Origin of the sequence: Ornithinimicrobium sp. (assembly GCF_035267225.1) — a bacterium.
Lineage (GTDB): Bacteria > Actinomycetota > Actinomycetes > Actinomycetales > Dermatophilaceae > Ornithinicoccus.
In genome coordinates this window covers 1-13,339 of the sequence record NZ_DATFMA010000018.1, presented here as the reverse complement: position 1 = coordinate 13,339, position 13,339 = coordinate 1, and the positions used below count along the sequence as shown (strand labels likewise).

The following is a 13,339-nucleotide window of genomic DNA, read 5'->3' as shown; positions in this document are numbered from 1 at the left end:
CTCCCCCGCCGCGCCGCCGCTTTCCGAGCACCCGGACGTTGCCTCTACGGTAGGAGCATGCGCACCCTGGGCAACATCCTCTGGCTGCTTCTCGCCGGTTGGTGGTTGGCAGTGCTCTACGTCGTGGCCGGAGTGGTGGCCTGCGTGCTCATCATCACGATCCCGTTCGGCATCGCCTCGTTCCGGCTGGCCAACTACGTGCTGTGGCCGTTCGGCCGACGCACGGTGTTCCGGCAGGAGGCCGGGATCTTCTCGATCATCGGCAACGTCCTGTGGATCCTGGTGCTCGGCTGGGAGCTGGCGCTGGCACACCTGCTCGCGGGGCTCCTGCTGTGCCTGACGGTCATCGGCATCCCCTTCGGCGTGGCGTGCTGGAAGATGGTGCCACTGGCTTTCGTGCCCCTCGGTCAGCGCATCGTCCCGGTGGAGCGGCCCGAGCACGACCCCTTCGCCGGGACGGTCGCGCGGCCCTGAGCCGGTCGCACCCGGCACGGTCGGCAGCACATGCCGGGTCGCATGAGCCCGCTCACGACTCCTCCTCGGCGCCGAGCGCCTCGGCGAGGCTCGCGCCCTGAGCGACGAGCTCACCTCCCCGCTCGTAGTCCTCGTCGACTCCGTAGGTCAGCACTCCGACCAGCACGTCGTTGCTGTCCGCGTACCAGACCGTGAAGCCATCGCCGTGCTCGACGACCTCGAGCCGCTCGTAGCCGTCTCCCCAGGCGGCGTACTTCACGGTGTGCCCTCCGATCTCACTCCAGAAGCCGGGGACGGCGGACCATGCCTCGCCCGCCCCGGCTGCGTTCCGCCCGGCGATGCGGCCCATCTCTTCGGCGTCACCCCAGTGCTCCACCGCCACCGGCCGCCCCGCGAGGGGGTGGTCGGCCAGGGCGATGTCACCCGCCGCGTACACATCAGCCTCGGTCGCCCGGAGCTGCTGGTCGACCCGCACGCGTCCTTGCTCCAGGGTGAGGCCGCCGTCCTTGACGAGGTCGTTCCACGGCTCGGCCCCCACGACCACCAGCAGCACATCGGGGTCGAGGGTCGTGCCGTCGGACAGCTTTACGTGACGCGGCGCCTCAACAGAGGCCACCTCGAGCCCGGTCCGCAGAGTGACCCCGTCGTCCACCAACCACCGGCTGATCGCCTCCGCGACGTGCTGACCCAGCCGTTCCCGCTGCGGCGCCTCCTCCTGGGTGACCACGGTGACATCGAGCCCACGCCGTGTCAGCGAGGCCGCCGCTTCGCACCCGATGAACCCGGAACCGACGACGACCGCCGAGCGCGCATGGCTGACAGCGCCGTGCAGGCCCTGCAGGTCGGCCAGAGTCCGCAGCTCGTGATGCTCCACCCCCTCCCCTAGGCCCGGCAACGCCACCGGCCGAGCCCCGGTGGCCAGGACGAGCCGGTCGAATCCCACCGTCTCGTGACCGGCAGTGAGCGTGCGCGCGGTGAGATCGAGCCCGGTCACCCGGGTGTCGAGCCGGATCTCGATGTGGTTCAGGTCGTCCGCCAGCGGCGTCCGGGACGGTGACTCGGCCTGCGCGAGAGACTCCTTGGACAACGGCGGCCGCATGTAGGGCGGGTCGGCGTCGGCCGTCAGCACCAGGACTCTTCCAGGGCCGTGAGCGTCTCGGTATGCCGTGGCCGCTCCGATCCCACCCGGTCCGCTGCCGACAACGATCAGTTCGTATCTGTCCACACGCCCACTGTGAACGACTGGTCGACCCGGCGCGCGGCGGGGTCACTCATGACCGAGGCGAGCACTCATCAGGCGCTGGCCGGTAGTCGACGGGTGCTGCGGGCACCCACGGGCGATGGAATGGCTGCCTGCGTTGCTGAGGTCAGTGAGAGTCGGGCGTCGTCCTCACAGGTGTCTCGAGACACCGGCGCGGTCGAGGAGGTGCCTCACTCCCTAGCCCAGATAGGGCGCGGCACGCGGTATCCTGGTGCTGTTATCGCGCTGAACGTGCCCGACGCGTCGATCTCGCTGAGATCCGCTGGACCAGTTCGCACCCGGGATGTTTCCAGATTGAGGCTGGTCGGACGCCCATCGCGTCCCTGAGCGCATGCGGCGCGGGGGGTCGGTCCCGCGCATACGAATGACCGAACGGTGTGAGGAGGAGTCCGTGGCTCGAGGAGCCCAGCGCCAGAACGGCGCACGCACGCGCACCCGAGGGCGCCCCCGCCAGGACAATGACGGCATCATCCCCGTGCTCGCCAGGACCGTCCGGGAGGTCGAGTCCGAGGTGCAGCGTGGTCGCGTGCTGCCCTCGATCCGGACCAAGTTCCAGGTGGTGGGGCTTCTCATGCGCGAGGAACGGGCCCGCGTGAAGGCGGACGAGGCGCAGTCGGTGACCCGGCGCGCCGAGGAGCTGAAGCGCCTCGACGGTATCGCCACCATCCTCGCGACGACGGCGGCCCGCGACACCTCCCTGCTTGGGCTGCTCGCCGACGACGCCGCCATCTCCGACCACGCGCGGTCGCTGCGCCGCGAGCTCCTGAGGGCGGCCGGCATGCAGGTACCCGAAGAGCCCGCCCGAACGCGTGAGCCGGCCGAGCCCACGGCTGCCGAGCAGCGCCAGGTGGTGCCCCGGTCGGTGGTGTCTCGCCGCCTCGCCAACCCCTTCCTCGAACCCGACTACTCCGCCGCCGCTAAGCTCGCCGTCAAGCCTCGTCGCCTCGCCGGCTGGGAACTCATCGACCCGCTGCTGAAGTCTTTCGAGGGCGGCGGCGAGCTGTCGTGCAAGGACCTGCCGGAGCCGGTCACCACCCGGGGGGCCGGGGGGCTGGAACTCATGCCGCACCAGGGCAGGTTGGTCGCTGCCGCGGCAGCGGGACACCGGACGTTCCTGCTCGCCGACGAACCCGGCCTGGGCAAGACGGCACAGGCGCTGCTCGCCGCGCAGGCGGCGGGCGCCTACCCGTTGCTGGTGGTCGTGCCGAACGTGGTGAAGATGAACTGGGCACGCGAGGCGACCTTGTGGACGCCCAGACACCCCGCCACGGTGGTCCACGGCGACGGGGAGACGATCGACGGCTTCGCGGACATCATCATCGTGAACTACGAGGTGCTCGACCGGCACGTGGGGTGGCTCGGGGAACTGGGTCTGCGCGGGATGGTGGTCGACGAGGCGCACTACATCAAGAACCCGAAGTCGCAGCGGTCCCGCAATGTCCTGCAGCTCTCCGAGCGCATCCGCACGCGGACCGCCAATCCGCTGCTCATGGCCCTCACCGGCACACCGCTGGTCAACGACATCGAGGACTTCACGGCGATCTGGCAGTTCCTCGGCTGGGTCGATGAGACCAAGCCGGTCGGTGAGCTGATGGCGGCGCTGGAGGAGCTCGGTCTGACACCGGCCGACCGTGGTTTCTCCGCCGCCGCTCGCGCGGCCGTCATCGACCGCGGCATCGTGCGACGACGCAAGGTGGACGTGGCCACCGACCTGCCCTCCCGCCGCGTGAGCGACGTCCCGGTCGAGATCGACGACGAGGCCGGGCGATCCATTCGAGCCGCCGAGCAGAGCCTGGCCGGTCGCCTCCTCGCTCGCTATGAGCGGGTGCTGCAGGCGCGGACCGCCGGCGGCGTCGTGGAGGGCGTTGACCACGTCCTCGTTCGCCAGGTGGCCGCGTGGGAGCGGGCGAACAAGACGACGAAGAAGTCCGAGGACAACGTGTTCACGATGATGCGGCGCATCGGCCAGGCGAAGGCTAGCCCCGCGGCCGACTACGCCGCGCAGCTCGCCCGCAGCGCCGGTAAAGTCGTGTTCTTCGCCAAGCACATCGATGTCATGGACACCGCCGAGGCGACCTTGGCCAAGCGGGGCATCCGGTACGCCTCCATCCGTGGCGACCAGACGGCATCGGTCCGGCAGAAGCACATTGACGCGTTCACCAACGACCCGGACGTCGCGGTCGTCGTGTGCTCTTTGACCGCGGCCGGCGTCGGCATCAACCTGCAGGTCGCCTCGAACCTGGTGCTCGCGGAACTGTCATGGACCCACGCCGAGCAAACCCAGGCCATCGACCGCGTCCACCGCATAGGGCAGGACGAGCCGGTCACTGCGTGGCGAATCATCGCCGCTCAGACCCTCGACACGAGGATCGCCGAGCTCATCGACAATAAGGCGGGACTGGCCGCTCGGGCGCTCGACGGGGCCGACCAGGAGATCTCCGACTCCTCCGACGTACACATTGAGGCGCTCGTGACGCTTCTCGAGGGAGCGTTGGAAGAGCGGATCAGCAGGCAAGCTTCCTGACGCCGATGCAAATCCGCGAGGACGCGGCTGACCGCTACCTGCAGGAGCACCCCGACCCGACCTGACCGCCACGTCACTCAGCGGCCCGAACCAATACTCATTCGTCGCCGACCGTAAGTCGCTCCTGCCGACAAGCGAGTGCGTCCTCCCGCCCAGAAGGGGCTACGCCCGCACAGGCCTGATCTCGTGGCGCATGACGTCCCCGTCCCGGCTACCGACCCGGACGGGCCTTACGGCAAGGGCCCATCGGTGAGCCTGGAATCGTGCAGGGCGGCGAGGGGTGTCGCCACTCGGGGTTCGTCAATCGGACAGCGCTGTCCGCGCGGTTTGAGCCTGACGGTCAGTGCGCTTCAACCGACGGCGCAGGTGAGGTGGGTGGCGTTCGGTGTCTGGATCAGGCTGAGCTGCTTCAGCGCGGTGCGCGGGGTGTCGCTGGTGAACAGTGGTGTCCCGCACCCGAGGACGACTGGCGCGAGGTGGACCGTCAGCACGTCGAGCAGGCCAGCCGCAAAGGCAGATCCGATGACGGTCCCACCGCCCATAAGGACGACATCGAGATCCACGCCGCTGGCACCGGATGCATCCTCGGCGCGTCGCCGCGCCGAGGTGATGGCGTCCTGCACACCAGTAGTGATGAACGTCCAATCTAGGTCAGACAGCCGCACCGACGCCGGCGGCGAGCTCGTGACGACGATGAAGGCGGGCTTGCCAACCTCTTGGGCCCCGTAGCCAACGTCGTCGTTCCAGCCGCCTGGTCCGTCAACAATATCGAAGAGGTGGCGCCCGAGAACGACCGCGCCGGAACGGGCGGTGGACTCGCTCACGATATGCCGGTCGTCTGGATCGTCGGAGAAGGCCCAAATGTGCAGTGCCTCACCACCATTGCCCAGACCGTTTTTCGGGCCGGGGTCTGGCCCGGTAACGAAACCGTCGAGCGACATAGAGATGTCAGCCGTGATACGCGTCATAAGGGCACTGTGACATCGCTACATGACCGGGGTAATGCCACCATCAGAGCGGTTTCGAATCTGATCGCGAACACGGATGAGCGCGGATGCATCGACACGAGTCATGCGCCGATGTGACGATCCCGCCACTGGCGACGACGCGTCTGTCGGCAAGCGGGGTATGCGGACCGAGGCCTGGTCGGAGCACCCCGTCGGGAAACCACACGACGGTGATCCGATGTGCGCTCTTTGTGGCGCCTGGCACTGAGTCTCCGCACGCCCGCCAGCACGGGGATGGGAACTGTTCATCGCCCCATCATCGGTGACCCGGGAGGGCGAAGAGGTAAGAGTCGTACTACTCATGGTGATTGATCCAGATCTCGCCCTGCGAGGACCGACTTGCTATGAACCGCTGGTCTCAACTCACCCTGGCACGCAGGGCCGCGCCGATGAGGAGCACACCGGATCGGACCTCCCACAGCACGAGGCCGGTCATCTTGAATGGGCCGGCGCGGCCGACACTCCGAATCATCGCGACCTTAGGCTCACGGCACGACTAGCCATGCCACCCCGCCGCGGTACAGAACCTCTCAATCGCTTCTGGGAAACCACCGCGTCGCTGTGGATAGCCTCCAGGGGATTCGCATGCCGGCGCGACACCAGCTGTGTCCGAGACATTCATGAGGCTCAAAGGACGCCGAATCCTTGGAGTGATTTGGCCAGGAACCAGGTGCCGAAGACCAGGCTGACCACGATCATGATGATCCGGTTGTTGGCCTTCAGCCAGTCGCCGACAACGCTGAGCACCGCGGCTGATTGTGCCGGCGCAACAAAGGCAAGGCCAACCACCGCAAGTTGGAACCCCTCGGCCAGCAGGACGAACAATAGGAACACCCCGATGGCGATCGGGCGGTCGAGAGTTGCTGCCTGGATGGCCGCGATCGCGCCCAGGGTGAACACCCAGAACTTCGGTGCGAGGACGAGAGTGAGCACCCCGAAGCCGAATGCCCCCACTGGCCCTACTGTCTCGGTCATCGTCAGCCACTTCGGCGGTGGGTCGTCCGGGTCCGGGTGCTTCATCAGGCTCCGCGCGCCCGATACCAAGAACAGGATCGCCAGGACCAGCAGGATAATCGATGTGCGGGTCGTGTGATCATCGGAGGATGTTGAACCACCGCCGGACAAGATGAGCCCAAAAATCAGGCCCTGCAGCAGCCGAACCACTGTCAGGCCACCGACATACCCCACGGCCGTGCGCCGGCCCGCGTTCGAGCGGAGCAGGAGCATCGCGATCAAGATTTGGACGGGGACGAGCGCGCTGCCGATGATGATCGGCAGCAACGTCGCCCACAGCGAGGTCATGACTTGGCTCCCGCTCGGCGTTCAGCCACTGCCGCCCCAGATGTCCTCGACGAACCGGTCTTGCTCCCGAAGGTCGCTCAGCCACGACTCGGCGTCCTGCCCGGTGCCGCCCGTGCGCTCGCGGTGGATGTCCATCAACGCGGCGCGTACCCCGGGCGCCATGGTGTTGGCATTGCCGCATACATAGATGTACCCGCCTTGCTCGACGAGGTCCCACACTTCGTCTGCCCGGCGCGTGATCTCGTGTTGAACGTAGCGTCGATCCTCGATCGGCTGGCTGGAGTACACCGTGTGGACGGTAGCGACACCGTCCTGCTCAAACTGTTCGAGCTCGTCGGCATAGATGTCGTCGTTCGGCTCTCGGCAACCGAAGAACACCAGCGAGGGTCCGGTCTCGGCGCCCTCCGCCTTCAGCGCAGCCCGCTCTTGCAGGAAGCCGCGGAACGGGGCCAGCCCGGTGCCCGCGCCAACCACCATCATCGGGACGGTCGGGTCGGCAGGTGGGTGGAAGGCGATAGTCGGTGTGCGAGTGAAGGCGAACACCGAGTTGCCCGGGGCCACCGCGGCCAGATAGTTGGACGCCACCCCAGCGAAGACCCCGTCGCGCCCCCGGTTGGGTGCCCGGACCACCGCCGCGGTCACGGCGGGCGCCTCGGCGTCGACTTTAGGAGAGGACGAAATCGAGTAGTAGCGCGGGCGGATCGGAGGCAGCATGTCGAGGTACTCCTCGAACGGCAGCGCGCACGAGGGGTGTTCCTCGAGCAGGTCGAGCACTGACCGGTAGGGCTTGACGATCTGCTCTCGGTACCGTTTGGACGACTCTTCGTCATCCCCGACCAGCGACTCCAGGGCGGCCCGCTCTTGGGGGTCCTTGGTGTATGCCGTCAACTTCTCGATGCTCTCCCGGCTCGCCAGGTCCTGCAGCTCGACACTGGTGCCGAGGATGGAGAGCAGTGGCACCGGTTCGTCGGTGGGCAGATGTGTCTGGGTGCCCTCCTTCTCCACGATCGTCAGATACATCCCGGCGTCGAGGGTGAAGCGGGCCATGACTCGCCGGATCAGACCGAGGTCGTTGCGCGGCACGATACCGAGGTGGTCACCGGTGCTATAGGTCATGCCAGCGGGCAGCGCGACCTCCAGATGCCGCACCGAGCGGTCGAGCGGATGACCGTTGTGCCCCCGCTCCAGCTCACGGTTGACCCGCACAACGGCGGCGGCGGCCTCGTAGGACACGATGACCGGGTTGCTCGCCTGCGGGTTGACCGCCGTCACGGTCAACCGGGGGCCGCTGTCCGAGACCGTTGCGGCGCTCTGCGGCAGCTCCAGGGCTTCCGCCAGGTCCTCCCACAGCCCCTTGTGCCAGGCACGGTACTCGCCGTCGAAGTCACCACCCACGTTGCCCTCACCCCGGGGGTGCACCCGGGTGCCGCCGTGGGCCTCGAGCTCGGCGTCCAGCAAGGTCGGCACCTTCTGGTATGTCGCGGCCCAATCGCGGTCGCCGCAGCCGAACACGGCGAAACTCCCGCCCGCGAAGGCATCGTCCGGGGTGCCGGCTTCTTGCAGCCATTCGGTGAATCCGCGAGCGTTCTCCGGCGGTAGACCGTTGTAAGACGAGCTCACCACCAGCGTCGCTCCGTCGCTATCGAGCTGCCGGGCGTGCTCGTCCAGCGATGCCAACGTGACGTCATACCCGCGCTCGGTGCCCTCCGCTGCAAGTTTCGTCGCGATCCCCTCCGCGGTCCCGAGGTTTGACCCGAACAGCACCCGCAGCGGGGTGTCGTGCTGCTCGACGCCGGGTAGCGTCGAGACCGCGGTGGCTTCTGTGTCTTCAGAACCTTGCGCCGCCGAGCTAGGCCCGGTGCGGTCCAGCTCGAACCCCTCGCGGGGCACGATACGGGCATAGAACCCGTCGGGCTTGATCGTCAGTGCGGTCTTGAGCTTCAGCTCGTAGCCCAGGGCGTCCTCGATGTCGAAGCGCTGCACGAACATGCCGAGGATGAGTGCCGCCTCCTGGAGCGCGAACTGACGGCCGATGCACGCCCGCATACCCGTGCCGAACGGCTTGTAGGCATGGGGCGGCAGCTCGGCCTTGTTCTCGGGCGACATGTGGTCAGGGTCGAACTCGGCGGCGTTCTCCCCGAACGTTTCAGTGCTGCGGTGCAGCATCGGGATCAAGGTGGTGACGAGCGCCTCGGCCGGGATCTCGTACCTGCCTCCGAGCAGCGTGTCCTCGTTGGGGGCCCGGTTGAGCACCGGCGCCGTCGGCCAGAGCCGCAGGGCCTCCTCCAGGACTTGCGTGATGTAGGTCAGGGAGTGAACCTGCTCGTACGTGGGCGAGGCGGTTGTGCCGAGCACCTCGTCGACCTCGGCGCGTGCTCTTTCGAAGTACTCCGGGTTGTTCATGAGGAAGTAGAGGGCGAAGGACAGCAGCCCGCTGGTGGTTTCGTGCCCGGCGATGAGGAAGGTGATGCACTGGGCAACGATGTTGTAGTCGGGCAGACCTTCGCCGCTGCGCGGGTCGACCCCGGTGAGCATGATCCCTAGCAGGTCGGCGTTGTCAGCGTCCTCCCCCTCGGCACGGCGCCGGTCTATGAGCCCCTGCACCAAGGTCGTCATATACTCCTGATCGTCGGCGATGCGGCGCTGCTCCCGGATACGCACCCGGTTCGCGGCCGGAAGCCGCTTGGTCCGGTCCTGCGCGGTGCTCAGACCCCGCACCATCGCCCCCACGAACGGGTGCGGGGTCTCGCGGTGCAGGCTGTTGAACCGATACCCGAAGCCACAGAGCGCAATCGTGTCGAGCGTGACCGACGTCATATCGTCGGTCACGTGGACGACGTTGTCGTCATCGTTCAGTCGCGAATATCTGGTCATCAACTGGTCGGCGATATCGACCATCGCAGGCACGTATGTGCGCATGGACGCCTGGCTGAAGGGCGCCATCAGGATGTTGTGGGCCTTCTGCCAGATGGGGTCGTCGTTGGCGGTCGTGAACAATCCACTGCCGAAGGCGCTCTCGCTGGCCTGCTTAATTCCCGCGGCCAGCTTCTTGTGAAATGTCGAGTCGTCGCAGATCTGGTCGACCATCCCAGGGTCGGACACGAAGACCCGAGTCTGCCCGGCCACGCTGATTTTGAAGATGGAGCCGTGCTCTTCGGCCATCCCCATCAGACTCTCGATGGGACTGTCCATGTCGAGATCGAGCAGGTTGCCGATGAACGGCTTGCCCTTCGGCCCGGGAATCTCATCAAAAGGAACTCTGTCAGACATCTTGTCTCCCTCGAGATCACTGCTGCCGGCGTGTGACTGGTTACACGATCGTCGCTCCGAGTGACTTTTGTTGGCCAGTTTGCTACCACAGGACTAGGGCCTCTATTGGACCGGTTCTCAGACTGGTCGATCTCGCACAATGCTATTCCATAACCAACCCACCTGTCATCTGATCCCCAGATTTCGTTGCAACGCGATGGTATTCGGGTACATTTAGGCACGCGTGTGAAACCTACGTCTACCTCGTAGGTTGGAGGCGGTCTTTCCTCAATTGCACAGCCGACTGCTAAGCCTGTAAGACCCTCCTTGTTTCCGCTTTTGAGGAATGCTCATGTTTTGCCATCTCGACGATTTCGGTCGGCGATCACAGGTCGCAACCTGACGTAAACACGTTGTGACACCTAGAACGGAGTTATCATGGCGTCGACGATGTCATCGACTATCTTGGCCATCGGGTAGTGCTTCCCTTGACAGCACCTAAGCACACCCTGCGACCAGAGGAGTTGCACCAGCGTCCCAGATGTCGATCTGTGGCAGCTCCGTTGTCTGCACTGTGTGACGAGGGGCACGCACAGCATTCCCCGCTGGTGTTCGACGAGCTGGGGATCAGCGACCTCGAGGTCGACGCCCACATCTGGAGGTGGCACCCGCCTTACGAGGTTGCCCGTCAGTCACTCATCGCCGCAGTGCAACATCTGAACCTTGCCCGGACTGCCATCGAGGCCCGCGAGGTCTATCCGACGTCGCATTTCACAGTGCTCCGTGGGGCGCTGGTGGGGGCTGCCCAGGGTGTCTGGCTACTGGCGCCCGACGATGCACAAGAACGCCAACAACCGCCATCACCCTGCGGCGCGCGCCATGTCGCGGAGTAGCTGGACTGTGCGGTTGGTTTCCTGGTGCACCTCATCCAGGCTCACGCCGGGTGACATCGTGAATCGAGCTCCGAAGACGCACGCACCTCCCGCCTTGGCTTGGGCCATCCCATACCCCTGACCAAGCCATGGCGGCGCACCGTCCTTCTGCATCGCAACATGGTTGTCTCGGTCCACGTTGCTGCGTGGGGCCGCGGAGCGGCGGCTCCAGCAGCGGCCATCAACTACATCGACTGCCCTATGACCGGAAGCCTCGGGGTTGACCTTGAAGACCGTGTCGGTGAACAAGCGCCGTAGCAGGTCCCAGTTGAACGACGCAGAGGTCTTCACCCCTTCTTGCCTCAGGCCAACCAGAAACTGCGGGCCTTGGACTCTATCGGCAAAGGGAAGACCCTCATCTAGTTTCCAGGCAGGGGCCGGTAGCCGCTCGGACAGTTCAGCCGTGATGAACTGCCCCTCGCCTCGGTCCGGGAGCCAGAAGCGGAGTATCCACGACCCGCCGTTTGATGCAACCACCAAGTCGTGCTCGAGGCCGTGGTTCTCTCTGCTGAACTGCTCGTGGAGCCAGGCCAGGCGTGCCCGAAGAGCGACCTCGAAGCCTGCCACGTCTACTGGCACCTTGTTCCACCGAGTAGATCCGTTCACTTCGGGGACCAACTGTCCCAGACGTTCTCGCCAAACGTTCGCAGTTAAGGCCACCCATTCGTCCCGGCTCCTGGTGTAGGCGTTCAGGACGGTCTCCCACGTCAGGGACTGCCAGTCCCTTAGCTCGGCCCCGACCATCGGGAACCTATCCAGGTGCAACACAAAACCAGGCACCCCAGGAAAAGACTCCTCATAGCGTTCCAGCTGCTTGGGGCCCAAGGGCGCGAGCAGCTTTGCCTCAACAGCGGCGACCTGTTGGCCGCTGTGCCGGAGTAAGAGATCGAGTCGGTCAGCTCGACGCACCGCTACGCCCCGCCGTCGCTTCACGTTCGAGCGCACCAGCACTTCCCGTTCGACCCCGTCAACTTCGCGTTCGACAAGTTCTGAAATCGGCTCAGGGTCGGTAGCGATGAAAGTTGCTAGCAGGTCGGTCCATCTGTTCTCGCTGGTAGGAGGGATCAAGAAGCTCAAGTCCGGTGCCGCGTGCACGTCCCTTCCCATCTATCGCTCGTGTCTGCGTCTCACTCTATGTGTCCGGCTCGAATACTCGCGCAAGCCCGAGGCGAAGAGCCGAGACGTCGGTGTCCACGGCGACGAGGTCTGCTTCGGGCGCGACGGCGAGGAGCTCGGGTTGGCCGGCCATGAAGCCGGCGAGCTTGCCGGCAGCCCGGGCGAGGCTGATGACGTGCCGAAGGGCCTCGATGGTCCCAGGCGAGCCCGGCCCCGGATGACCGGCCGAGATGGAGAAGTCATAGGGCCCGAAGAAGACGCCGTCGGCCCCGGGAACGGCGAGGATGTCGGCGGCACGCTGCAGACCGGCGGCGGTCTCGATCATCAGAAAGACCAAGGGCACCTCGGATGCCTGGGACAGCCCCAGCGCCGCTCGACAGGCCCCGGTGCTGCGTGTGCCGTCGGGAGGCGTGCGGCACGCCGCGACCAAAGCACGGGCCTGGTCGGCCGAGTCCACCATCGGGATGATGACACCGCTCACTCCCGTGTCCAGGACCCGACCCAGGGCCAAGGAGTCATGCGACCCCACGCGGGCCAGCATGGGCAGCCGGGCGGCCTCGGCGACGCGGAGCAGCCCGGGCAGCTCAGGCATCTCCACGGTGCCGTGCTGTAGGTCGACCCCGAGCCAGTCGGCGCCGCAGCCGGCGGCGACCTCGAGGCCGTAGGGGTCGAGGAAGGTAACCCAGAGCCCACGCCGCAGGCCATCGCCCATCCCCTCGGCCGACGCCTGGAGCGTCGCTCGCGAATCCTGAACGGGATCGCCGACCATGGGCAGGTCTCCTTCGTCGGTCAGGAGTCGATGACGATCGGGATGATCATCGGCCGGCGCCGCAGCTTGCCGCCGACGAACGAGCCGACGGTGCGGCGGATGACCTGCTGCAGCTGTTGGGTGTCGCTCACCCCGTTCTTTCGCGCCTTCTCCAGCGCCTCACTCAGCTGCGGGAGCACCTTGTCGAAGATCTGCTCCTCCTCGGCGAAGCCGCGCGTCTGGATCTCCGGCCCCGCGGCGATCTTGCCCGTCGAGGAGTCGCGCACCACGATGATGGTGACGAAGCCTTCGTCGCGCAGGATGCGCCGGTCCTTCAGCAGCGTCTCGGTGGTGCCGCCCACCGACGAACCGTCGACGTACACATCCCCGCAGTCGACCGCTCCGACCACGCGCGCCACTCCGTCGACCAGGTCCACCACGACGCCGTCCTCGGCCAGCACCACGCGTTCGCGGGGGACGCCCGTGGCCACCGCGAGGTCGGCGTTGGCCTGCAGGTGCCGCCATTCCCCGTGCACCGGCATCACGTTCTTCGGGCGCACGATGTTGTAGCAGTAGAGCAGCTCCCCCGCGCTCGCGTGCCCCGAGACGTGCACCATCGCGTTGCCCTTGTGCACTACGTTGGCGCCGAGCCTGGTCAGGCCGTTGATCACCCTGTACACCGCGTTCTCGTTGCCGGGGATCAGCGAGGAGGCCATCAGCACGGTG

10 protein-coding genes are annotated in these 13,339 nt (G+C 66.4%); 3 read left to right on the top strand and 7 right to left on the bottom strand.

Annotation, left to right across the window (positions count from 1 at the left end; translation table 11 throughout):
* Positions 1-57: 57 nt before the first annotated feature.
* Positions 58-474, top strand: coding sequence for a YccF domain-containing protein (locus VJ976_RS01070; RefSeq protein ID WP_324098059.1), 417 nt, complete (start codon positions 58-60; stop codon positions 472-474).
* Between the two features lie 52 nt (positions 475-526).
* On the opposite strand, the gene VJ976_RS01065 is transcribed toward VJ976_RS01070, so the two are convergent.
* Positions 527-1,699 (bottom strand): FAD/NAD(P)-binding oxidoreductase, encoded by a 1,173-nt coding sequence (locus VJ976_RS01065; RefSeq protein ID WP_324098057.1) that lies wholly within the window; start codon positions 1,697-1,699, stop codon positions 527-529.
* 427 nt (positions 1,700-2,126) lie between these two features.
* On the opposite strand from VJ976_RS01065, the gene VJ976_RS01060 reads away from it, so the two are divergent.
* Positions 2,127-4,259 carry a DEAD/DEAH box helicase gene (locus tag VJ976_RS01060; protein WP_324098055.1) on the top strand — a complete coding sequence of 711 codons (2,133 nt, stop codon included), beginning with the start codon at positions 2,127-2,129 and terminating at the stop codon, positions 4,257-4,259.
* Positions 4,260-4,609: 350 nt separating this feature from the next.
* On the opposite strand, the gene VJ976_RS01055 is transcribed toward VJ976_RS01060, so the two are convergent.
* The 3 genes from VJ976_RS01055 to VJ976_RS01045 all read right to left on the bottom strand — a co-directional run bounded on the left by VJ976_RS01055 (position 4,610) and on the right by VJ976_RS01045 (position 9,838).
* Positions 4,610-5,227 (bottom strand): dihydrofolate reductase family protein, encoded by a 618-nt coding sequence (locus VJ976_RS01055; protein WP_324098053.1) that lies wholly within the window; start codon positions 5,225-5,227, stop codon positions 4,610-4,612.
* Positions 5,228-5,893: 666 nt separating this feature from the next.
* The gene (locus VJ976_RS01050; RefSeq protein WP_324098051.1) at positions 5,894-6,568 is read right to left on the bottom strand and encodes a GAP family protein; all 675 of its coding nucleotides are present in this window, start codon (positions 6,566-6,568) and stop codon (positions 5,894-5,896) included.
* 21 nt (positions 6,569-6,589) lie between these two features.
* Positions 6,590-9,838: a bifunctional cytochrome P450/NADPH--P450 reductase gene (locus tag VJ976_RS01045; RefSeq protein WP_324098049.1), complete on the bottom strand. Its 3,249-nt coding sequence runs from the start codon at positions 9,836-9,838 to the stop codon at positions 6,590-6,592.
* 587 nt (positions 9,839-10,425) lie between these two features.
* Between VJ976_RS01045 and VJ976_RS01040 the strand changes: the two genes are divergently transcribed.
* Complete coding sequence (locus tag VJ976_RS01040) at positions 10,426-10,710, top strand: hypothetical protein (RefSeq protein WP_324098047.1); 285 nt, start codon at positions 10,426-10,428, stop codon at positions 10,708-10,710.
* Here the strand turns inward: VJ976_RS01040 and VJ976_RS01035 are convergent.
* The 3 genes from VJ976_RS01035 to VJ976_RS01025 all read right to left on the bottom strand — a co-directional run.
* Entirely contained in the window at positions 10,678-11,856 is a 1,179-nt protein-coding gene (locus VJ976_RS01035; RefSeq protein WP_324098045.1) for a hypothetical protein, read from the bottom strand. The genes VJ976_RS01040 and VJ976_RS01035 overlap by 33 nt on opposite strands.
* 25 nt (positions 11,857-11,881) lie before the next feature.
* Entirely contained in the window at positions 11,882-12,634 is a 753-nt protein-coding gene (locus VJ976_RS01030) for an HpcH/HpaI aldolase family protein (RefSeq protein WP_324098043.1), read from the bottom strand.
* Positions 12,635-12,654: 20 nt separating this feature from the next.
* Positions 12,655-13,339 (bottom strand): ribonuclease J (locus VJ976_RS01025; protein WP_324098041.1); only part of this gene is annotated, 685 nt, incomplete at its 5' end.